At 68.6% G+C, this 20233-nt stretch carries 20 protein-coding genes; 17 read left to right on the plus strand and 3 right to left on the minus strand.

What is annotated here, in order from left to right; translation table 11 throughout:
- The first annotated feature begins 62 nt into the window (after positions 1 to 62).
- A complete protein-coding gene (locus TMO_RS22860; protein ID WP_014753180.1) occupies positions 63 to 1493 on the plus strand; it encodes a diguanylate cyclase in 1431 nt (476 codons plus the stop codon).
- Between the two features lie 75 nt (positions 1494 to 1568).
- Positions 1569 to 3005, plus strand: coding sequence for an NAD-dependent succinate-semialdehyde dehydrogenase (locus tag TMO_RS22865; protein ID WP_014753181.1), 1437 nt, complete (start codon positions 1569 to 1571; stop codon positions 3003 to 3005).
- A gap of 73 nt (positions 3006 to 3078) precedes the next feature.
- Here the strand turns inward: TMO_RS22865 and TMO_RS22870 are convergent, their stop codons facing one another.
- Positions 3079 to 3825: a GntR family transcriptional regulator gene (locus TMO_RS22870; protein WP_014753182.1), complete on the minus strand. Its 747-nt coding sequence runs from the start codon at positions 3823 to 3825 to the stop codon at positions 3079 to 3081.
- Between the two features lie 123 nt (positions 3826 to 3948).
- Here TMO_RS22870 and TMO_RS22875 point away from each other — a divergent pair, with 123 nt between their 5' ends.
- From TMO_RS22875 to TMO_RS22920, 11 genes are all read left to right on the plus strand, one after another.
- Positions 3949 to 4566 (plus strand): TRAP transporter small permease, encoded by a 618-nt coding sequence (locus TMO_RS22875; protein ID WP_014753183.1) that lies wholly within the window; start codon positions 3949 to 3951, stop codon positions 4564 to 4566.
- On the plus strand, positions 4563 to 5834 hold the full coding sequence (locus TMO_RS22880; RefSeq protein ID WP_014753184.1) for a TRAP transporter large permease: 1272 nt from the start codon (positions 4563 to 4565) through the stop codon (positions 5832 to 5834). The genes TMO_RS22875 and TMO_RS22880 overlap by 4 nt, the downstream gene beginning before the upstream one ends.
- Complete coding sequence (locus TMO_RS22885; protein WP_014753185.1) at positions 5834 to 6787, plus strand: 3-hydroxyacyl-CoA dehydrogenase family protein; 954 nt, start codon at positions 5834 to 5836, stop codon at positions 6785 to 6787. The genes TMO_RS22880 and TMO_RS22885 overlap by 1 nt, the downstream gene beginning before the upstream one ends.
- A complete protein-coding gene (gene dctP, locus TMO_RS32875; protein WP_014753186.1) occupies positions 6784 to 7368 on the plus strand; it encodes a TRAP transporter substrate-binding protein DctP in 585 nt (194 codons plus the stop codon). Before TMO_RS22885 ends, dctP begins: the two co-directional genes overlap by 4 nt.
- Positions 7369 to 7396: 28 nt before the next feature.
- Entirely contained in the window at positions 7397 to 7756 is a 360-nt protein-coding gene (locus tag TMO_RS32880; RefSeq protein ID WP_014753187.1) for a trap dicarboxylate transporter- dctp subunit, read from the plus strand.
- Positions 7757 to 7834: 78 nt separating this feature from the next.
- Positions 7835 to 8710: a VOC family protein gene (locus TMO_RS22895; protein ID WP_014753188.1), complete on the plus strand. Its 876-nt coding sequence runs from the start codon at positions 7835 to 7837 to the stop codon at positions 8708 to 8710.
- Positions 8707 to 9564, plus strand: coding sequence for a VOC family protein (locus tag TMO_RS22900; protein ID WP_014753189.1), 858 nt, complete (start codon positions 8707 to 8709; stop codon positions 9562 to 9564). Before TMO_RS22895 ends, TMO_RS22900 begins: the two co-directional genes overlap by 4 nt.
- 4 nt (positions 9565 to 9568) lie before the next feature.
- Entirely contained in the window at positions 9569 to 10273 is a 705-nt protein-coding gene (locus TMO_RS22905) for a class II aldolase/adducin family protein (RefSeq protein ID WP_014753190.1), read from the plus strand.
- A gap of 5 nt (positions 10274 to 10278) precedes the next feature.
- On the plus strand, positions 10279 to 11733 hold the full coding sequence (locus TMO_RS22910; RefSeq protein WP_014753191.1) for a 2-hydroxymuconic semialdehyde dehydrogenase: 1455 nt from the start codon (positions 10279 to 10281) through the stop codon (positions 11731 to 11733).
- A 19-nt stretch (positions 11734 to 11752) separates the two neighbouring features.
- Entirely contained in the window at positions 11753 to 12535 is a 783-nt protein-coding gene (locus tag TMO_RS22915; protein WP_014753192.1) for a fumarylacetoacetate hydrolase family protein, read from the plus strand.
- 9 nt (positions 12536 to 12544) lie between these two features.
- Positions 12545 to 13312: an HpcH/HpaI aldolase family protein gene (locus TMO_RS22920; protein WP_014753193.1), complete on the plus strand. Its 768-nt coding sequence runs from the start codon at positions 12545 to 12547 to the stop codon at positions 13310 to 13312.
- An 80-nt stretch (positions 13313 to 13392) separates the two neighbouring features.
- On the opposite strand, the gene TMO_RS22925 is transcribed toward TMO_RS22920, so the two are convergent.
- Positions 13393 to 14163 (minus strand): transcriptional regulator, encoded by a 771-nt coding sequence (locus TMO_RS22925; RefSeq protein ID WP_187297860.1) that lies wholly within the window; start codon positions 14161 to 14163, stop codon positions 13393 to 13395.
- A 147-nt stretch (positions 14164 to 14310) separates the two neighbouring features.
- Between TMO_RS22925 and TMO_RS22930 the strand changes: the two genes are divergently transcribed.
- Positions 14311 to 15114 (plus strand): crotonase/enoyl-CoA hydratase family protein, encoded by an 804-nt coding sequence (locus TMO_RS22930; RefSeq protein ID WP_014753195.1) that lies wholly within the window; start codon positions 14311 to 14313, stop codon positions 15112 to 15114.
- Positions 15115 to 15209: 95 nt separating this feature from the next.
- On the plus strand, positions 15210 to 16775 hold the full coding sequence (locus TMO_RS22935; RefSeq protein ID WP_014753196.1) for a class I adenylate-forming enzyme family protein: 1566 nt from the start codon (positions 15210 to 15212) through the stop codon (positions 16773 to 16775).
- Positions 16776 to 16899: 124 nt separating this feature from the next.
- Here TMO_RS22935 and TMO_RS22940 read toward each other — a convergent pair whose 3' ends face one another.
- On the minus strand, positions 16900 to 17664 hold the full coding sequence (locus tag TMO_RS22940; protein WP_041607367.1) for a GntR family transcriptional regulator: 765 nt from the start codon (positions 17662 to 17664) through the stop codon (positions 16900 to 16902).
- A gap of 325 nt (positions 17665 to 17989) precedes the next feature.
- On the opposite strand from TMO_RS22940, the gene TMO_RS22945 reads away from it, so the two are divergent.
- Both TMO_RS22945 and TMO_RS22950 read left to right on the plus strand, forming a co-directional pair.
- Complete coding sequence (locus TMO_RS22945; RefSeq protein WP_014753198.1) at positions 17990 to 19105, plus strand: cupin domain-containing protein; 1116 nt, start codon at positions 17990 to 17992, stop codon at positions 19103 to 19105.
- Positions 19106 to 19234: 129 nt separating this feature from the next.
- On the plus strand, positions 19235 to 20140 hold the full coding sequence (locus tag TMO_RS22950; RefSeq protein ID WP_014753199.1) for a fumarylacetoacetate hydrolase family protein: 906 nt from the start codon (positions 19235 to 19237) through the stop codon (positions 20138 to 20140).
- Positions 20141 to 20233 lie beyond the last annotated feature (93 nt).

Here is a 20233-nt window from a genome sequence, read left to right on the forward strand (position 1 = left end):
CGCGGGCGTCTCCGCCGGCCGGCGGGGGCCGAACCGCAGGAAAGTCAGGCCCCCGCCCACAGATGCCCACCACTGCCGGCAAGACGGCCGCCCGTCACGACATCGCCGCCGACCCCAATCCGTCGCTCATGGCCGCCCGGCGTGACTGGCACCGGCTTCAGGCCGCGCTGGCGCCCGAGATGCGGGACTGGCTGGCCGGGCTGGTCAGTGCCTCTTCCGACGAGCTGGCGCGCGATTTCTACGATGTGCTGATGGCCGATGCCGAGGCGGCGCCGCTGCTGTCGAACGAGATCGTCCAGACCCGGCTGCGCGGCTCTCTGGCCGGCTGGATCCGCAGCCTGTTTCCGGCCGGCCCCGCACCCGATTTCGACAGCATGGCGACCGTGCAGACCCGCGTGGGCGAAGTTCATGCCCGGGTCCGGGTGCCACTGCACCTGGTCAGCCGCGGCGCACGGCTGATCAAGGCCGGCATCGCCGGACGGATCGCCGGCAGCCGGGTCGGCCGCGACGAGCTGGTCCGCCTGCTGCTGCATGTGGAGACCGTGATCGACATCGCCATCGAGCTGATGGGCGCGGTCTTCGTTTCCGGCATCACCCATCAGAGCCGCGACGAGGAAGCCTACCGGCTGTTCTTCCTGAGCCAGGATCTGTCGCTGGAACGCGAGAGCCAGCGCGCCTCACTGCTGGAATGGAACCAGGCCGTGCTGCTGGCGCTGGCCGGTGGCAGCGGTTCGACCGAGCCCCTGCCCCGCATCGGTCGGTCGGATTTCGGCCTCTGGTTCCACCATCGCGGCGGCATCATGTTCGAAGGCACGCCGGTGCTCGACCGGGTGAACGAGCTGATGCAGCGTCTGGACGAGGGCATCCTGCCCGAGACCGATGCGGCGCGCGCCGCCGGTGACGGTTTCGGGCCGGCGCTGGGGCTGATCCAGGCGGCGGTCAACGAGATCCGCTTCATCCTGAACGACGCCTTCCAGGCCATGATCGGCGCCGAGGCCGGTCGCGATGCCCTGACCCGGACGCTCAACCGCCGCTTCCTTCCCGCGATCCTGAAGCGCGAGATCACGCTGGCGATGCGTCGCGACCATCCCTTTGCGGTCATCATGGTCGATCTGGATCATTTCAAAACCATCAACGACAGCCACGGCCACAGTGCAGGGGATGCAGCGCTGCGCCAGGCGGCGGAGACCATCCTCGGCACCTGCCGCAGCAGCGATCTGGTCTTCCGCTATGGCGGCGAAGAGTTCCTGGTCGTCGCGGTCGAGGCCGGCGAAGCGGCCGCGCGTGCGCTGGCCGAACGGCTGCGCGAAGCCATCGGCAAGACCGAAGTCGTGCTCTCGGGCGATACCCGCATCCGGCTCGGCGCTTCGGTCGGTGTCGCGGTGTTCGACGGCCATCCCGATTACAACCATCTGGTCGAAGCCGCCGACAGCGCCATGTATCAGGCCAAGCGCGCGGGTCGCAACCGCGTGGTGGTCGCCGGCGGCCGATAGCCTCTTCTGTCCGTTTCCAACCCTCACCCCCGCCCGGCCCCACAGGGCCATATGTCCCCTCCCGAGGAGCGAGAGATGTATCCGAATACCAGCCTCTTCATCGACGGTACCTGGGCTCCGGGCTCGACGGGCAAGGACGAGGCCGTCCTGAACCCGGCCACCGCCGAGGAGATCGGCCGCGTCGCCCATGCGTCGACCGGCGATCTGGACCGCGCACTCGAGGCTGCCGCCCGGGCGTTCAAGACCTGGCGCAAGGTCTCGCCCTATGACCGGTCCAAGGTGATGCGCAAGGCGGCCGATCTGCTGCGCGAGCGGGCCGACACCATCGCCCGCATCATGACCATGGAACAGGGCAAGCCGCTGGCCGAAGCCAAGGTCGAGACGCTGGCCGCCGCCGACCTCATCGACTGGTTCGCCGAGGAAGGCCGCCGCACCTATGGCCGGGTGATCCCGTCCCGCGCCGTGGGTCATCTCCAGACCGTGACGCGCGAGCCGGTGGGCGTCGTCGCCGCCTTCACGCCCTGGAACTTCCCGATCAACCAGGTGGTCCGCAAGGTCTCGGCCGCGATCGCGACCGGCTGCACCATCATCGTGAAGGGCCCGGAAGAGACCCCGGCAAGCTGCGCCGAGCTGATCCGCGCCTATGCCGATGCCGGCGTGCCGGCCGGCGTGATCAACCTGGTCTACGGCATTCCGGCCGAGGTCTCGTCCTATCTGATCCCGCATCCGGTGATCGCCAAGATCTCGTTCACCGGCTCGACGGCGGTCGGCAAGCATCTGGCGGCGATGGCCGGCCAGCACATGAAGCGCGCGACCATGGAACTCGGCGGCCATGCGCCGGCGATCGTGTTCGGCGATGTCGACGTCTCGAAGGCGGCCAAGGCGCTGGCGGCGCAGAAGTTCCGCAATGCCGGCCAGGTCTGCGTCTCGCCGACGCGCTTCCTGGTGGAAGAGAGCGTCGCCGACCGCTTCGTCGGTGAATTCACCGAGGCGGTGGCCTCGATCAAGGTCGGTGACGGCCTCGATCCCGAGACCCGCATGGGGCCGCTGGCCAATTCGCGCCGCGTGGATGCGATGGAAGCCCTGGTCGCCGATGCCGTCGCCAATGGCGCCACCATCCGCACCGGCGGCGAGCGCATCGGCAACAAGGGCTATTTCTTCCAGCCGACGGTGATGACCGGCGTGCCGCTCGCGGCCCGGATCATGAACGAAGAGCCCTTCGGCCCGGTGGTGCCGGTTTCGACCTTCAGCGGCTATGACGCGCTGATCGCCGAAGCCAACCGCCTGCCCTATGGCCTGGCGGCCTATGCCTACACCTCGTCGTCGAAGACCGCGGCAGCACTTTCGGCCGATATCGAAAGCGGCATGATCTCGATCAACCAGGGCATGCTGGCCCTGCCCGAGGTGCCCTTCGGCGGCATCAAGGATTCCGGCTACGGCTCGGAAGGCGGCATCGAGGCGATGGAGCCCTATCTGATCACCAAGTTCACCGCCCATAACACGACCTTCTGACGGTCCGCGCCGTCGAAGCGGAAGAGGCCGGGACGGTAACGTCCCGGCCTCTTTTTCGTGGAGCGGTCGGTGCTCAGTCCGTACCGGTCGCCTGTTCCCAGAGGCGGGCATCCGGGTCCCGGGCCAGCGCCACCACCACCGCATTGGTGGTGTGTTCGATATGGCGGCGGATCACCTCGGCCGCGCGGTCGACATTGCGGTCGAGGGCCGCATCCAGCAGGGCGCGATGTTCCAGGTGGATGTCGCGGGTCATCACGGTCTTGGCGCGCGACAGGCGGCGATAGCGTTCATGATGGCGGAACATCATCGCCCGCATGCGCAGAAGCCAGGTCGAGGCGCAGGCCGAGACCAGGGCCTCGTGGAAATCGTGGTTCAGCCGTTCCCATTCCGACATCTGCTCGACGCCCTGGCGGTCGGCCAGCTCCAGCCGTTCCAGCCGGTGATAGGTGGTGATGACCCGCTCTTCCCAGGCGACATCGCCGGCCGGGATCGACTGGGCCAGGGCATCGGCCTCGAAGATCTTGCGCAGATGGCCGATCTCGCGGGCATCGGTCGCCGACATCGGCGCCACCACGAAGCCGCGCTGGCCCTGCATCTGCACCAGATATTCCCCCGACAGCCGGGCCAGCGCCTCGCGCAGCGGCCCCGCCCCGATCTGATAGCGGTCGCGCAGCATCTCGATCTTCAGCTTCAGATCGGGCGGCAGCGCCCCGGTGACGATGTCCTCGCGCATCAGGCGGTAGGCGCGTTCGGCCTGGGTCTTGTCTTCAATATCCGGTCGGGCGGGGCTATCCGGGCGGACGGGCGATCGCTTGTCCATGCGGTACGGGTTTCCCGGCGAGATTGAAATCAGAGGCAGGCTAGTTCGGCTGCCCGAAAATATCAATTTCCAAATTGACACGCTCAAAATATCGATATTTTATGCCCGCAGGGAGGAATATCGATGACAAAAATCCTCGAAGAAGCCGGCGCGTCGCAGTCCCCGCTGCACACCGGCACCCGCGGCGTCCCTGGTCCGGTCGCCTGCCTGCAAACACTCAGCAACCGCATCGCCGGGGTCGAAGCCTGGGCGGCGGGGCTGACGGTGTTCGGCATCTTCTGTCTGCTGCTCGGCAACGTCGTCTCGCGCAGCCTGGGCAATCCGCTGATCTGGACCGACGAACTGGCCGTGTTCCTGATGGCCTGGGCGGCCTTCATCGGCGCCTCGCTCGGCCTCGCGCGGCGTCAGCACATCGCGATCACCCTGCTGCCGGATGCGCTCAGGCCCGCCGCGCGGCGCCAGCTCGCGATCCTGGTGGATGTGGCGCTGCTGGTCTTCCTGGCCGTGCTCTCGGTGCAGATCTGGCGCTGGTTCGATCCCGTCGGCGTACTTCAGGCCCCGTCGATCGAGGATTTCACCTCATCGACCTTCAACTTCATCTATCAGGAGCCGACGGTGACGCTGGGCATGCACAAGGTCTGGTTCTGGCTGGTGATGCCGATCTTCTGCGTCACCGCCACCATCCATGTGCTGGCCTCGCTCGCTGGCCGCCTGACCGGCGGGGAGGAGATGGCGGCATGATCGCGGGCGTCTCTTTCCTCGCCATGCTGGCGGTCGGCATGCCGATCGCCTTCGCGCTCGCCGCCCTGGGCCTGATCTACATCTTCGCCACCGGCAACCTGATCCTGCTCCAGTCCTATGGCCAGCAGATGTTCGGTGGCCTTGAGAATTACGGCCTGCTGGCCCTGCCGCTGTTCATCCTGCTGGGCGAGTTCATGAATGCCGGCGGCATCGGCCGGCGGCTGATGGCGCTGGCGCTGGCCATGCTGGGCTCGATCCGCGGCGGGCTCGCCTATGTCAACCTGGTCGCCAACATGATGATGGCGGCGATTTTGGGCTCGACGGTGGCCCAGATCACCATCATGTCGCGGCTGGCGGTGCCCGAGATGGAAAAGGCCGGCTATCCGCGTGACGTATCGGTGGCGATCACCGCCGCCGGCGGCCTGCTGGCGCCGATCATCCCGCCCTCGATGCTGTTCATCATCTTCGGCGTGATCGCGCAGATCCCGATCGGCGACCTCTTTATCTCGGGCATCGTGCCGGGCCTGCTGATCTTCCTCGCCTTCATCGGCGTGATCATGTGGCTGGGCCGCCGCCACGGCTTTCCCAAGACCGAGGCGATGCCGATCCGCGCCCGCTTCCGTGCCGTGCTCGATGCCCTGCCGGCGGCCGCCATTCCGGTGATCATCGTCGGCTCGATCCTGGGCGGCCTTGCCACCCCCACCGAATCGGCCGCGATCGCCAGCCTCGCCGCGGTGCTGATCGGCCTGTTCGTCTATCGCGAGATGACGCCGGCCGACATCCTTCCCGCCTTCCTGAATGCCGCGCGCGGCTCGGCGACCGTGCTGTTCCTGATCGCCGCCGCCCAGGTGTTCAGCTGGGTCATCACCTTCGAGAACCTGCCCGCCCTCGTCGCCGAGACCATGCAGGCGATGACCGCCTCGCCGATCGTCTTCCTGCTGATGCTGAACGTGCTGCTGCTGGTGCTGGGCATGATCAGCGACCCGATCCCCGCGATCATCCTGATCGTCCCGGTCTTCCTGCCGGTCGCGACCGGCGTCTACGGCATCGATCCCTTCCATTTCGGCGTCGTGCTCTGCCTGAACCTGACGCTGGGTCTGCTGACACCACCGGTCGGCACCGGGCTGTTCGTCGCCTCGCTGATGGGCAAGGTCAAGGCCGAGCGTCTGGCGGTGCTGCTGATGCCCTTCTTCTTCGCGGTGCTGTCGGTGCTGCTGCTGCTGGTCGTCTTCCCCGTTCTTTCCACCGGCCTTAAGGATCTGCTCTGATGGCGCGCATCTGGATCCTGGGCGGCGGTCTGATCGGCTGCGGCTGGGCCGCCGCCTTCGCCGGCGCCAGCCATGAGGTGACGGTGATCGACCCCGATCCGGCCGTCGCAGACCGCATCGCCACCGTCCGGGCGCAGGCACTTCCGGTGCTGCAGGGCCTCGGCACCCTCAGCCCCGATGCGACCACGCCCCGCCATGTCGCGACCGCGGCCGAGGCCGGCCCGCCGCCGGTGCTGGTGCAGGAGAACCTGCCTGAGCGGCTCGATCTGAAGCGTCGGGCGCTGGCGGCACTGGAACCGCATCTCGCGGACGACACCATCATCGCCTCGTCCTCGTCGGGCCTGTCGCCCGACGACATGGCCGAAGGACTGGCCCGGCCGGAGCGCCTGCTGATCGCCCATCCCTGCAACCCGCCCTATCTGATGCCGGTGGTGGAGCTGTCGGGCGGCACCCGGACCGCGCCCGAGGTGGTGGCGCGGGCGTCCGACCTCTTCCGGACGATGGGCAAGACGGTGCTGACGCTCACCCGGCCGGTGCCCGGCCATCTGGTCAACCGCCTGCAGGCCGCCCTCTGGCGCGAGGCGGTGCATCTGGCGAGCGAGGGCATCGCCAGCCTCGCCGATATCGAACAGGCGGTGATCCAGGGTCTGGCGCCGCGCTGGTGCATCGTCGGCCCCTCCACCGTCTTCCATCTGGCGGGTGCCGAGGGCGGCATCGGGCGTTTCGTCGATGCGCTCGGCCCCGAATTCGAACGCTGGTGGGCGACGCTGGGCGATCCGCGCCTGGATGCCGCCACCCGCGCCCGCCTCGTCTCCGGCATGGCCGAGGCGGATCCGCGGCCGGTGGCCGAGATCGCCGCCAGCCGCGATGCCGGCCTGACCGAACTCATGGTCTTCCTCTCCAAGAAGGAAGCCACCCCCCATAACGATACCCCGAGAGGAAACCAGGGATGAAAGCAGCACGCATCCTGACCGCAGCCGCCGCATTGATGGTCGGCCTGATCGGCGCCGAGGCCCAGGCCGAACAGTATCGGCTGGGCCTGATCACCCCGCCGCCGCATCAGTGGTCGAAGAGCGCGGTGACGGTCGCAGAGCGCATCAAAGAAGCCACCAACGGTCGGGTCGAGATCCTGGTCTTCCCCTCGGGCCAGCTCGGCAACGAGGCGCAGATGCTCCAGCAGCTGCAGACCGGCGCGCTCGACTTCGCCTTCCTGACGCTGGGTGAATTCGCCAACCGCGATGCCGATTACGGCGTCTTCCTCGCCCCCTATATCGTCAAGGACGCCGCGGGCGCGCGGCAGATCCTGAAGGGCGGCGTGGCGCAGAAGCTGCTGGGCGGCGTGTCCAAATTCGCCCTCAAGGGCTTTGGCTGGGGCATGGCCGGCATGCGCCAGATCGTGATGCGCGGCCCCGTGGCCTCGGTCGAGGATCTGTCGGGCAAGAAGGTGCGCACCGTGCCCTTCGCCCAGGAGCTGGATTTCTGGACCCGGCTGGGCGCGGCGCCCACCCCCACTGCCGCTGCCGGCGCTCTATGACGCCTTCGCCAACGGCCAGGTCGACGGCATGCAGATCGATTTCGAGGGCACCTGGAACTCGAAGTATTACGAGCATGCCGGCACGATCGTGGCGTCCAACCACATGATGTTCCCGATGATCGCCGTCGGCTCGGGCCGCAAATGGCAGACCGTGCCCAAGGAAGATCAGGCGGTGATCGAAAAGATCATGGCCGAGGAGCTGGACGGCATCGTCGGCGCCTATGCCGAGATCGACGCTACCTATCTCGACAAGCTGAAGACCACCAGCGTGCCGGTGGTGAACGCCGATCGCGCCTTCTTCGGTGGCGCCATCGACCTCTGGTACCAGTCCTGGCGCGAGAAGACCCCGCTGCTGAAGGAACTGGAGAAGGAAGCCGCGGGTCTCTGATCCGCCCCGGCCTTCTTTCCCACTGCCACGGCCGCCGTTCCTCCCCTCGGGGGACGGCCGGCCAGGAGGACGATCGAGATGACCGATATCTACCGGGATCTGCGCTATCTGCGTGTGCCCGTCGAGGATCTGGACGGTGCCGAGGCCTTCGCCACCGGCATTTTCGGCCTGCAGCCGGGCGATCACGACGATGCCAATCGCCGCTTCCGCTCGGATGCGCGCAATTACGCGATCTGCTACACGGCCGAGGCCGGCCCCGCCGCGGTGGCGCTCACCGTCGCCCATGCCCGCGAGCTGGACGAGGCCGAGGCGCGGCTTGAAACCGCCTGTCCCGGCCTGCCCCGGCAGCGCCTGGATGCGGCGGCCTGCGCCGCGCGACAGATCAAGGCCGGGTTGTCGGTGATCGCCCCCAATGGCGTGGTCGTCGAGATCGTCTGGCGGCCGCTCACCTCGGGCTGGCGCTATCACGGATCGCGCGATGCCGGCATCACCGGCCTGCAATCGGTCCAGATCGCCTGCACCGACCCGGCCGCGAACGAGGATTTCTGGACCCGCGGCATCGGCGCCGAGGTCTCGGACTGGGCAGGCGATGCCGTGTTCCTGCGCATCGACGACGCCCATCACCGCATCGCCCTCTACCCCTCGGATCGCGACGGCCTGCTGGGCGCGGTCTGGGAGGTCGACGGCATCAATGCGGTGATGCAGGGCTGGTATCTGTTCCAGGCCCGCCAGGTGCCGGTGGTCCACGGCCCCGGCCGCCAGCCGACCTCGGGCGCGATGTTCGTCACCGCCCGCGGCCCCGGCGGCCTGCTGCATTCCTATGCCCATGGCATGGAGCGGGGCCCGGCGGTGACCGGCCGTGGGCCCCGCCAGTTCGCCGACGCCGCCCTGTCGCATTGCGCCTGGGGGTCACCCTGCACGGCCCCCGAATTTCTGGGGAGGGATGAGAGGTGATCGGTCTCAAGGACGTCGTCTATTGCCGTCTCGGCACCCGCGATCTGGCCGGTGCCGAATGGTTCGCGGTCAACATCCTGGGGCTTGAGGTGGCCGAGCGCCGCAAGGGCGCGATCTACTTCAAGTCCGACGCCCGCGCCCACACGCTCTGCTATGTCGAAGGCGGCCGCGAGCAGGAGGCGACGGCCTTCGAGATCGCGACCTCCGCCGATCTCCAGAACGCGGGTGCGGTGCTGGAAAATCTCGGCCATGCCGTCCATTACGGCACGCCTGCCGAATGCGATGCCCGCCATGTCCGCGAATTCATCCGCTTCGACGACCCGAGCGGCAACCACATCGAATTCGTGGTGCGGCCCGAGACTACGGCACAGCGCTATCACGGCAGCCGCGATGCCGGCATCACCGGCTTTTCCCATGTCGGGCTCTGCTCCACCGACCCGGCGCGCGACGAGCTGTTCTGGACCGATGTCTGCAAGGCGCGGGTGTCGGACCGGATCGGCGATGCGCCGCTGATGCGCTTCGGCACCATCCATCACTCGGTGGCGCTGTTCCCCTTCCACCAGCCAGGCATCCAGCACGTCAACCATCAGGTGGCGAGCACCGACGACATCCAGCGCTCGCTGGCGCATCTGCGCCGCAACCAGGTGACGGTGACCTTCGGCCCCGGCCGGCACCCCACCTCGTCGGCACAGTTCCTGTATTTCGCCGGCCCTGACGGCATGACCTTCGAATACTCGACCGGGGTGTGCGAGATCCACGACGAGCCGCTGTGGCGGGACCGCCAGTTCCATTTCGCGCCCAAGGGCTTCTGTCAGTGGGGTTCGGCACCCAACATCGCCGCCTTCAAGGACTGAGATCATGACCGATCGTCTTGCTGCAACCGTCCGGGTCGCTGCCCGCGCACTCGGACGGGCCGGGCTGGTGCATGCCTATGGCCACTGCTCGGCGCGGATCGATGCCGACACTTTCCTGGTCTGCCCCTCGCGGCCGATGGGGCTGGTACGTCCGGACGAGGCCTGCACCGTGGTGCCGGTGGAAGGTCCCCTGCCCGCCGGCGTGCTGGGCGAGGTGCGGCTGCACCAGCGGATCTATGCGAAGCGCCCCGAGGCGCAGGGCGTGGTGCGCTTCATGTCGCCCAATATGATGGCGCTGGCCGCCCTCGGCCGGGTGCCGCGCATGCGCCATGGCTTCAGCACCTATTTCGCCCCCGGCGTCGGGCTCTGGGACGACATCCAGCTGGTCCGCGACGACGAGAAGGCGGCGGGCGTGATCGCGGCGATGGGCGAGAGCGCCGGCGTGCTGATGCGCGGCAACGGCGCGGTCGTGGCCGGCGCCAGCCTGGAAGAGGCGGTGGGCCTTGCCTGGTATCTGGAAGACGTCTGCCGGATCGAGCTTGCCGCCCTCTCCACCGGCCTCGGCGACACCGCCCCGGTGATCGGCCCCGAGGCCGCCGCCGCCCGCGCCACCCGTGCCGGCCTGATCTTCGAACGCATGTGGGACTACCTGACCGACGGCGATCCCGAGCGCGACATCGCCACGCCGCCGGCCGACCGAAAGGAATGACCGACTTGACCCGTTTCCTGAACTTCATCGACGGCGAATTCGTCGCGGGCAGCGGCGAGGCCTTCGCCAATCATTTTCCGACCACGGGTGAAGTCATCGGCGAGGTCTCCGCGGCCGGCCGGGCGGACGTGGACGCCGCAGTCGGCGCCGCGAAAGCGGCGCTGAAGGGCCCCTGGGGCCGGATGTCGATCCCCGAACGGGTCGCCCTGCTGCGCAAGCTGGCCGACGGCATCAACGCCCGCTTCGACGAGTTCCTGGCGGCCGAGATCCGCGACACCGGCAAACCGCGCTCGATCGCCTCGCATATCGACATCCCGCGCGGGGCCGCCAATTTCAACGTCTTCGCCGACCAGATCCTGACCGCCTCGACCGAAACCTTCGAGATGGCAACGCCCGACGGGGGCGGCGCGCTCAATTATGCGCTCCGCCTGCCGCGCGGGGTGATCGCGGTGGTCTGCCCCTGGAACCTGCCGCTGCTGCTGATGACCTGGAAGGTCGCCCCGGCGCTGGCCTGCGGCAACACCGTGGTCGTGAAGCCCTCGGAAGAGACCCCCGCCACCGCCACCCTGCTGGGCGAGGTGATGAATGCGGTCGGCATCCCGCGCGGCGTCTACAACGTCGTCCACGGCATGGGGCCGGGGGCGGCCGGCGAGTTCCTGACCAGCCATCCGGACGTCAACGGCATCACCTTCACCGGCGAGACCCGCACGGGTGAGGCGATCATGCGCGCGGCGGCCGGCGGCATCCGCCCGGTCTCGCTGGAACTCGGCGGCAAGAATGCCGGCATCGTGTTCGACGACGCAGATCTGGAGGCGACGCTGGAAGGCCTGGGGCGCGCCTGCTTCGCCAATACCGGTCAGGTGTGCCTGGGCACCGAGCGGCTCTATGTCCAGCGCGGCATCTTCGACCGCTTCGTCGAAGGGCTGGCGGCCAAGGCGCGCAGCTACCGCTTCGGCGACCCCTTCGACCCCGCCACCACAATGGGCCCGGTGATCAGCGCCGAGCATCGCGCCAAGGTGCTGTCCTATTACGACAAGGCGCGTGCGGCCGGCGCCACGCTGATCGCCGGTGGCGGCACACCGGATGTCGCGGGCTATGCCGGCGGCTACTGGGTGGAGCCGACGGTCTGGACCGGCCTGCCCGAGGATGCGGCCGTGGTCCGCGACGAAATCTTCGGCCCCTGCACCCATGTGACGCCCTTCGACACCGAGGAAGAGGCGCTGGCGCTGGCCAACGACACCCCCTATGGCCTCGCCACCTCGATCTGGACCACCAATCTCGGCCGCGCCCATCGCACCGCCAAGGCGATCGAGGTCGGCATCGCCTGGGTGAACTGCTGGTTCCTGCGCGATCTGCGCACGCCCTTCGGCGGCTCCAAGGCATCGGGCATCGGCCGCGAGGGCGGCATCCATTCGATGGAGTTCTATACCGAACTCCGCAACGTCTGCATCAAGCTCTGAGAGAGGGATCGGGTTTACCATGCTGACCGAAGAACAGCGCGCACGCTGCGTCGACAGCCTGCTTGAAAGCCACCGCACCAAGGTGCAGGGCCAGCGCCCCTCGGAGATGTTCCCCGAGATCGAGATCGCCGACAGCTATGCGATTTCCTCGGCGGTGGCCGCCGCCAAGGTGAAGGCCGGGGCGAAGATCATCGGCCACAAGATCGGCCTCACCTCCAAGGCCATGCAGGCGGCATCGAAGATCGACGAGCCGGATTACGGCTACATGTTCGACGATCTGGTGCTCGCCGACGGCGCCAAGGTGCGGTTCGAGGATTTTTGCGTGCCCCGCGTCGAGCCGGAGCTGACCTTCATCCTGAAGGAGCCGCTGAAGGGCCCGAATGTCGGCCTGGTCGATGTGCTGCGCGCCACCGAATGGGTCGTGCCCTCGATCGAGATCATCGATGCCCGGGTGACCGAGCCGCGGCGGATCTTCGACACGGTTGCCGATAACGGTGCTGCCGCCGGCCTGGTGCTGGGCGGCCGGCCGGTGCGGCCGACCGATGTCGACCTGCGCTGGGTGGGGGCCATCTTCTACCGCAATTCCGAGATCGAGGAGACGGGGCTCGCCGCCGGCGTGCTCGGCCATCCGGCGATGGCGGTGGCCTGGCTCGCCAACAAGCTCGCCCCCTTCGACGTGACGCTGGAACCCGGCCACATGCTGCTCTCGGGCAGCTTCACCCGGCCGGTCTGGGCGAAGAAGGGCGACACGCTGCATGCCGATTTCGGCCCGCTCGGCGCCGTCGCCGTGCAGTTCGTCTGAGGTGCGGCGATGAAGGCCCCGCGCAACGACTTCAAGCGCCGGCTTACCGCCGGTGAGGTTCTGAACGGCTTCTGGCTGTCGCTGGCAAGCCCCGTCGCCTCGGAAGCCCTGTCGCTGGCCGGCTTCGACTGGCTGCTCTTCGATGGCGAGCATTCGCCGGTGGATGTGGCCGGCGTGCAGCCGCTGCTGCAGGCGGCCGCCACCGGCACCGCCTCGGCGGTGGTGCGCCCGGCCTGGAACGACAAGGTGCTGATCAAGCGCCTGCTCGACATCGGCGCCCAGACCCTGCTGGTGCCCTTCGTCCAGTCGGCGGAAGAAGCCGCGGCCGCCGTGCTGGCCTCGCGCTACCCGCCCCATGGCGTGCGCGGCGTCGCCGGTGCCACCCGCGCCAGCCGCTACGGCCAGACCGAAGACTATTTTGCAGTCGCCAACCAGGAGATCTGCGTCCTGGTCCAGGTGGAAACCGGCGAGGCGCTGGACCGGCTGGAAGAGATCGCGGCGGTCGACGGGGTCGACGGCGTGTTCATCGGCCCCTCGGACCTCGCCGCCTCGATGGGTCATCTGGGCAGGCCCGGCCATCCCGAGGTGCAGGCGGCGCTGAAAGACGCCGCCGCCCGCATCGCCGCCACCGGCAAGGCCCCGGGCATCCTGGCGACCAACGCCGCCGATGCCCGGCGCTATGTCGACTGGGGCTATCGCTTCGTGGCCGCCGGGGTGGATGTGGGCGTGCTGATGGCCGGCGCGAAAGCCATGCTGGCCGAGGTCCGCGGCGGCTGACATCTGACGCGATCGGAACGATGCACGGGGGAGGACGGCATGGCCGTCCTCCCCCGTTTCCCGTTCTCCCCCGGTCACGTTCACCCGCCCGCCGCCCACTGGTCGAGCAGCCGGATCCAAAGCGCCTTGGCGCGGAGCTGATAGGCGATCATGCCCTCGGTCAGCCGGCGCCGCGTCTCGCCCGGGCGCAATTCGTCGGGCAGCAGCGGATCGCGCACCAGATTGCGGATCACCGTGCGGCCGATGGCGAGCGAGTCCGCCGCCACCGGCTCGGGCGCCGCCTCGCCCGCCTCGACCGCATCCTGCGCCGCATTGCCGCGCGCCAGCAGCCGGTCGAGGTCGGCCTCCACCCGGTCCATGGCGGCGGCATCCCAGAGCGCGCGCGCACCCGCCTCGTCTTCAGGCGCCAGATCATCCAGGCGAAACACGGTCGACAAAGGGGCCAGACCCAGCTGCGTCAGATCATCCCGCAGCGCCGCCGTGCCGCCGGCCAGATTGTCGGGCCGGATCCACACCCCCTGGGTCAGCTGTCGGAAGCCGCGCAGCCGCAGCGCGCGGTCGTGGCGGCGCAGCTGCGGCCGGTCCGTCCGGTCGATCGCCGCATCGGCGACACCGATCCAGGCGCCGGACCAGGCCACCAGACGCCTTTCCCGCCGCCGCCAGCCATCCACCTCGCGCACCAGCGCCCCGGCCGCGGCCAGCGCATGAACGCCCCGCGCCGGAGAGGCGATCACCCCGTCCGCCTTCAGCCGGCTGAGCGCCACCCGCACCGTCTGATCGGTATAGCCGAAGAGATTGCCGGCCCGAACCAGCGCCTTCAGCGGCAGTTCATGCGCGTCATGTGTCGTCAAAAGATCCAGAACCATCTCCCGTGCGTTGGGCGGGGTTGGATTCGTGACCGTTTCAGTGGAAACTGAAGCGTCGGCTTGCGATGTTTCGTCGATCGTCATTAAATACCATAAACTGAAGCAAACGGCTTGACCCGACGGAGACACCCGATGAGCACAGATGACACCACTGCAGACCGGCCGGCTGTCAGAGTCGAGACCGAAGCCGGCATTGCAACCATCATCCTGGATCGCCCCGCGCGGCGCAATGCGGTGGACCGGCCGACGGCCGAGGCGCTGCGTGCGGCCTTTGCCGCGGCGGATGCTGATCCCGAGGTGCGGGTGATCGTGCTCTGGGGGAATGGCGGCACCTTCTGCGCCGGGGCCGATCTGCGCGCCCTGGGCGACCCGGATCTGCGCAACGAGGTGGAGCCGACCGGCACCGGTCCCGGGCCGATGGGGCCCAGCCGGATGGTGATCGACAAGCCGGTCATCGCCGCGGTTGCCGGCCATGCCGTGGCCGGCGGTCTGGAACTGGCTCTGATGTGCGACCTGCGGGTCGTGGAAGAAGATGCGGTCTTCGGCGTGTTCTGCCGCCGCTGGGGTGTGCCGCTGATCGATGGCGGCACGGTGCGCCTGCCGCGGATCGTCGGCCATGGCCGGGCGATGGACATGATCCTGACCGGCCGCCCGGTCGATGCGATCGAGGCGCTGACCATGGGCCTTGCCAACCGGGTGGTGCCGAAGGGCGAGGCGCGGACGGCAGCCGAAGCGCTCGCCCGCCAGATCGCCGCCTTCCCGCAGGCCTGCATGCGCGCCGACCGGCGATCGGCGATCGGCCAGTGGGATCTGCCGATGGCCGAGGCCCTGGTTCGTGAGGGCGCCGGCGGCTACCCGATCGTGTTCGAGGAAGCCATCGCCGGCGCCGGCCGTTTCGCCGCCGGCGCCGGGCGCCATGGCAGTTTCGAAGACTGACCGAAGAACCCCGGCACAGACCGGGGCAGGTGACCATGCAACCATGCCGGCCGCGCCCAAGCCCGCGGCCCCGTGACAGGGAGACCAGACGTCCGATGTCCGCCACCGCCTGTGGACCTCTCTACCGCGACCTGATCGACCAGGGTGCGCGCTGGCACGGCCCGCGCACAGCGATCGAATTCGAAGGCCAAAGCCTGACCTTCACCGAGGTCGACCAGCTCTCCGCCCGGCTCGCCAACGCCTTCCATGCCGCCGGCCTCGGCCACCGCACCCGCGTGGCGCTGCTGCTCGACAACGGACTGATGAGCGTGCCGGTCGATTTCGCCTGCGTGCGCGCCGGCATCGACCGCGTGCCGCTGAATTCCAGGCTGTCGCTGCGCGAACACGCCCATATGCTGCGCGAAACCCGGGTCAGTGCCCTGGTCTACGGGCCGGAACTCGCAGGCCGGGCGGCAGAGCTTGCGGCCGAACTGCCCGATCTGACCCTGCTCGGCCTGGGCACAACCGAGGGCGGCGGCAGCGATGTCGTGGCGGCCGCGGCCGACCAGCCCACCACCCCGCCCGCGATCCGGGTTGAACCCGACGACGTGGTGCTGACGCTGTTCACCTCGGGCACGACCGGCACGCTCAAGGCCGCGCAGCACACCCAGGCCTCCTATGCCGCGATCTGCCGCAACGTGCTGCTGAACCTGCTGCCGGCCGGCCCCGACGACGCCATGCTCCATGCCGCCTCGCTGATCCATGCGAGTGGCGTGTTCGTTCTGCCCTTCTGGCTGCGCGGCGGCCGCACGGTGATCATGCGCGGCTTCGAGCCCGATGCCTACCTGGCCCGGATCGTCGAAGACGGCATCACCGCGATCAACATGGTGCCGACCATGCTGGGCATGCTGCTCGACCGGCCAGGGGCGGCCGCCGTGGCGGACAGCCGGCTGAAAACGATCATCTACGGCGCCTCGCCCATGCCGCGGCCGGTGATCGAACGGGCGATGGCGATGTGGGGGCAGCATCGTTTCTGGCAGTATTACGGCCAGACCGAATGCCCGCTGACCATTTCGGTGCTCCGCCCGGAAGACCATGTTGCGGACCTGCTGGGTGCCGCCGGCCGGCCGGCGCTGGATGTCGAACTCCGCATCGTCGATGCCGCCGGCCAGGACGTGCCGGCGGGCGAGCCGGGCGAGATCGCGGTCCGTGCGCCCCAGCGGATGAAGGGCTATCTGGACGCGCCCGCACTCAATGCCGAAACCCTGCTGCCCGATGGCTGGATGCGCACCCGCGACATCGGCCGGATCTGCGACCGCGGCTATCTGCACCTGCTGGACCGCACCTCGGACATGATCGTCACCGGCGGCTACAACGTCTATCCGCGCGAGGTCGAAGACGTGCTGGCGGCCCATCCGGCCGTCGCCGAATGCGCAGTGATCGGCCTTGCCGATCCGCAATGGGTGGAAGCCGTGACCGTGGTGGTGGCGCTCCGCCCCGACCACCGCGCCCGCGCGGCTGCCGACCCCGAAGGCTTCACCGAGGAATTGCGCGCCTTCGCAGGCGAACGCCTCGCCGGCTATAAGAAGCCGCGCCGGGTGATCGTGGTGGATGCGATCCCCAAAACCGCGGTCGGCAAGCTCAACCGCAAGGCCCTGCGCGACACGCATCGGGCGGGCTGACACGCCCGACCCGTCATCGGACGTCTCAGGCCGGCCGCGATCCGTCGCAGCCGGCCTGATTTCGTTCGGGCGGACGATTGTCTCCCGACCTCACTTCCGCCCCGGCCTCACTTCCGCCCTGGCCTCACTTCCGACCGGTCTCGATCCCCAGCCGTTCGATCATCCGGCCGGTGTCGCGCAGATGGGCGGTCAGCAGCTCCACCGCGGTCGGGGCGTCGCGGGCGATGGCGGCGTCCATGATCGCCTTGTGCTCGGCCTCGATGTCGCGGCCGGCGGTGCCCTCGCCGGCCGATGCACCCTCATCATCCGGGGCGGCGCCCGCGCGCATCAGGGCCGGGCGGCGGTAGCGCTCGGTCTGGACATAGAGCATTTCCGACAGCTCCCGCGTCCAGCGCGAGGGACAGGCGGCGATCAGGGCGCGGTGGAAGGCCTGGTGGCGGCGCTCGATTTCCTCGATCGCCGGCTCGCTCGGCCAGTCGCCGGCGGCGCGCAGGCGTTTGCTGCAATGGCTGAGGGCATGGAACGCCTGGACGATGCCGATTTCCCAGTCGTCTCCACCCCGGGCGATCGCGGCGGTGAGCGCCTCGCGCTCGATCATGATGCGGGTCTCGATCGTGTCCCACATCTCGTCGACCGACATTTCGGCGACGCGGAAGCCGCGGAGCGCATAGGCCGTCACCAGCCGCTCGCTCTGCAGCCGCGCCAGCGCCTCGCGCAGCGGCGAGAAGCTGAGCCCGTAGGTCTCCTTCAGATACTCGAACCGCATAGGCTGGCCCGGCGCCAGGCGGCCCGCGACGATGTCGCGGCGGATGGCGCGATAGGCCTGTTCGGCCAGCGTCTGGGCGGGCTCGGCATCGGCTTCGGCACGGATGGCGGCGGTGTCGGCCATGGCGGCTCCGGGGGTGGCGGGTCTGGGGGTGGCCCATCTGGGTGGGACATCGGCCCATGGGATATGAACCCGGCGCGCGATCTTGTCCAGACCGCTTTCGCAGGACGCCTCCATCCTCGCCAATCTGCACGATCGACGCAAGTCTTCTGGATTTTCGACAATCCGTTTGACTTTCTACAGACCGGGTCCTAGCGTTTGAACAGGACGCAGGCCGGGGCATGAGGTTTCCTTGAAGAGACCTGCCCGGGGCCGGCGTGACGCCGGCGCGGGAGAGACGCCGGAATCGACAGACAGGGAAATTCCGGTCCGCAGGGAGAACCGATCGATGCGGGAAGACATTCCCGGCCGGGCGAATGTCGCCGACACGCCCGAACTCGCCGCCTATTACGAAGAGCTGGCCGCCCGCGAGATGGGCGCGCTGTGGACGGTCGCCAACGATATCGAGCCCTGGTTCCCGAAGCCGAAATCGGTGCCGGTGATCTGGCGCTGGCAGGATGTCCGCCCCTTCGTCGACCGTGCCCCCGGCCTGGTGCGGCCGGAAGATGCCGGCCGACGGGTGGTGATGCTGGTCAATCCGGGCCGGCGTGACATCTCGGCCGCGGTCGGCCTGCTCTATACCGGCGTGCAGGTGATGGATCCGGGTGAATGCGCCAGCGCCCACCGCCATATGGCGAGTGCGCTGCGTTTCATCATGGAAGGCTCCGGCGCCTATACCATCGTCGAGGGCGAGCGGATGACCCTCGGCGCCCGCGATTTCGTGCTCACCCCCAACGGCACCTGGCATGAGCATGGCGTGGCCGAGGGTGGCACCCGCAGCATCTGGCAGGACGGGCTCGACATCCCGCTGATGAATGCGCTCGACGCCAATTTCTACGCGGTCCATCCCGATCTGCATCAGGGTGAGACGAAGCCGGTCGACAGCTCCGCAACGCTCTGGTCGGGCGGAATCATCCAGCCGACCGAGCTGCGCAAGAACTGGCAGAAACCCTGGTCGCCGGTGCTGAAATACGCCTTCGAGCCGGCCTTCGAGGCGCTGACCCGCGCCGCGAAGGTTCATGAAGGCTCCCCCTTCGACGGGGTGATCATGGAATATGTGAACCCGCTGACCGGCGGGCCGGTGATGCCGACCATCGGCTCCAGCCTGCAGCTGCTCCGCCCCGGCCAGCATAGCCGTGCCCACCGCCATACCGGATCGATCGTCTACCAGGTGGCCAGGGGCAGCGGCTTCTCGATCATCGACGGCAAGCGCTATGACTGGTCTGAGAAAGACATCTTCGTGGTGCCCTCCTGGTCGCTGCACGAGCACGCCAATGCATCGGAGAGCGAGGACGCCTGCCTGTTCTCGTTCAACGACCTGCCGGTGATGCGCGCGCTCGGCATCTATCACGAAGAGGCCTATACCGGCACGCCTGACGGCCGCCAGGCGATCATCGCCGGCTGAAGCCCTCACGACATCCTCTTCCCCCACCGGTCGCCCGCCCCCGCGCGGCCGGTCGCGGGAGGGCGTGTGCCCGCTCTCCCGCCCCTCCCTTCCGTCACATCCCCCAATCGACGTCTTTTCGAGGACCTGATGAAGCTCGTCACCTTTGACCGGGACGGCGCGGCGCGGCTCGGTGCCGTGGCCGGCGACCTGATCGTCGACCTCTGTGCGCTGGCAACCGCCGCAGGCGAGACCTGCCCTGCAACCATGCTCGCCCTGATCGAAGCCGGCCCCGCGGCGCTGGACAATGTGAAGCGGCTGATGGCCGCCCATGACGGCGCCTGGCCCGCCGGCACCACGGCCAGGCTGGCGGATACCCGCCTGCTCGCCCCCATTCAGCGCCTGCCCAAGGGCGTGATCGGCGTCGGCCTCAACTACTCCGAGCATGTCGAGGAGAGCAGCCGGACGATGGACACCGATCGCGACATGCCCTCGCATCCGGTGATCTTCTTCAAGCCGCCGACCGCCGTGATCGGGCCTGAGGACAGCATCGTCCACAACCAGGCCCAGACCTCGCAGCTCGACTGGGAAAGCGAGCTTGGCGTGGTGATCGGCCGCCGCTGCCGCGACGTGGCGCCGGGCGACGCGCTCGACCAGGTCTTCGGCTATACCTGCGTCAACGACATCTCGGCGCGCGACCTGCGCCATGGCGGCCAGTGGTGCTTCGCCAAGGGCCAGGACACCTTCGCGCCCATGGGCCCCTGGATCGTGACCGCCGACGAGATCGAGGATCCGCATGCCCTGCGCATCGGCCTGCGCGTCAACGGCGTCACCAAGCAGGACGGCAACACCCGCCAGATGATCTTCCGGGTGCCGGCGCTGATCGCGCATCTCTCGTCGGGCATCACGCTGGAGCCCGGCGACGTGATCGCCACCGGCTCACCGGCCGGCGTCGGCATTTCCTATGTGCCGCCGCAATTCCTGAAGCCGGGTGACGTGGTCGAAGTCGACATCGAGAAGATCGGCGTGCTCAAAAACACGGTCGTCGCCGGCTGAGTCTTTTATTTAGTCCCTCGCCGGGCGGGCACTCCGTGCCCTTGGCCGCCGCCTCAATGGCGGCTGGGGGGTGCAGGCCCATCGCCTTCCTCA

It is taken from the genome of Tistrella mobilis KA081020-065 (assembly GCF_000264455.2).
In the GTDB taxonomy this organism is placed as follows: Bacteria; Pseudomonadota; Alphaproteobacteria; order Tistrellales; family Tistrellaceae; genus Tistrella; species Tistrella mobilis.

Excerpts from the sequence above, each read along its gene's own strand:
- TMO_RS22930 (WP_014753195.1), top strand. The coding sequence starts at position 14,311 with ATGAGCACAGATGACACCACTGCAGACCGGCCGGCTGTCAGAGTCGAG.
- TMO_RS22880 (WP_014753184.1), top strand. The coding sequence starts at position 4,563 with ATGATCGCGGGCGTCTCTTTCCTCGCCATGCTGGCGGTCGGCATGCCG.
- TMO_RS22945 (WP_014753198.1), top strand. The coding sequence starts at position 17,990 with ATGCGGGAAGACATTCCCGGCCGGGCGAATGTCGCCGACACGCCCGAA.
- TMO_RS22935 (WP_014753196.1), top strand. The coding sequence starts at position 15,210 with ATGTCCGCCACCGCCTGTGGACCTCTCTACCGCGACCTGATCGACCAG.
- TMO_RS22860 (WP_014753180.1), top strand. The coding sequence starts at position 63 with ATGCCCACCACTGCCGGCAAGACGGCCGCCCGTCACGACATCGCCGCC.
- TMO_RS22885 (WP_014753185.1), top strand. The coding sequence starts at position 5,834 with ATGGCGCGCATCTGGATCCTGGGCGGCGGTCTGATCGGCTGCGGCTGG.
- TMO_RS22870 (WP_014753182.1), bottom strand. The coding sequence starts at position 3,825 with ATGGACAAGCGATCGCCCGTCCGCCCGGATAGCCCCGCCCGACCGGAT.
- TMO_RS22920 (WP_014753193.1), top strand. The coding sequence starts at position 12,545 with ATGAAGGCCCCGCGCAACGACTTCAAGCGCCGGCTTACCGCCGGTGAG.
- TMO_RS22905 (WP_014753190.1), top strand. The coding sequence starts at position 9,569 with ATGACCGATCGTCTTGCTGCAACCGTCCGGGTCGCTGCCCGCGCACTC.
- TMO_RS32880 (WP_014753187.1), top strand. The coding sequence starts at position 7,397 with ATGCAGATCGATTTCGAGGGCACCTGGAACTCGAAGTATTACGAGCAT.
- dctP (WP_014753186.1), top strand. The coding sequence starts at position 6,784 with ATGAAAGCAGCACGCATCCTGACCGCAGCCGCCGCATTGATGGTCGGC.
- TMO_RS22940 (WP_041607367.1), bottom strand. The coding sequence starts at position 17,664 with ATGGCCGACACCGCCGCCATCCGTGCCGAAGCCGATGCCGAGCCCGCC.
- TMO_RS22865 (WP_014753181.1), top strand. The coding sequence starts at position 1,569 with ATGTATCCGAATACCAGCCTCTTCATCGACGGTACCTGGGCTCCGGGC.
- TMO_RS22915 (WP_014753192.1), top strand. The coding sequence starts at position 11,753 with ATGCTGACCGAAGAACAGCGCGCACGCTGCGTCGACAGCCTGCTTGAA.
- TMO_RS22895 (WP_014753188.1), top strand. The coding sequence starts at position 7,835 with ATGACCGATATCTACCGGGATCTGCGCTATCTGCGTGTGCCCGTCGAG.
- TMO_RS22950 (WP_014753199.1), top strand. The coding sequence starts at position 19,235 with ATGAAGCTCGTCACCTTTGACCGGGACGGCGCGGCGCGGCTCGGTGCC.
- TMO_RS22875 (WP_014753183.1), top strand. The coding sequence starts at position 3,949 with ATGACAAAAATCCTCGAAGAAGCCGGCGCGTCGCAGTCCCCGCTGCAC.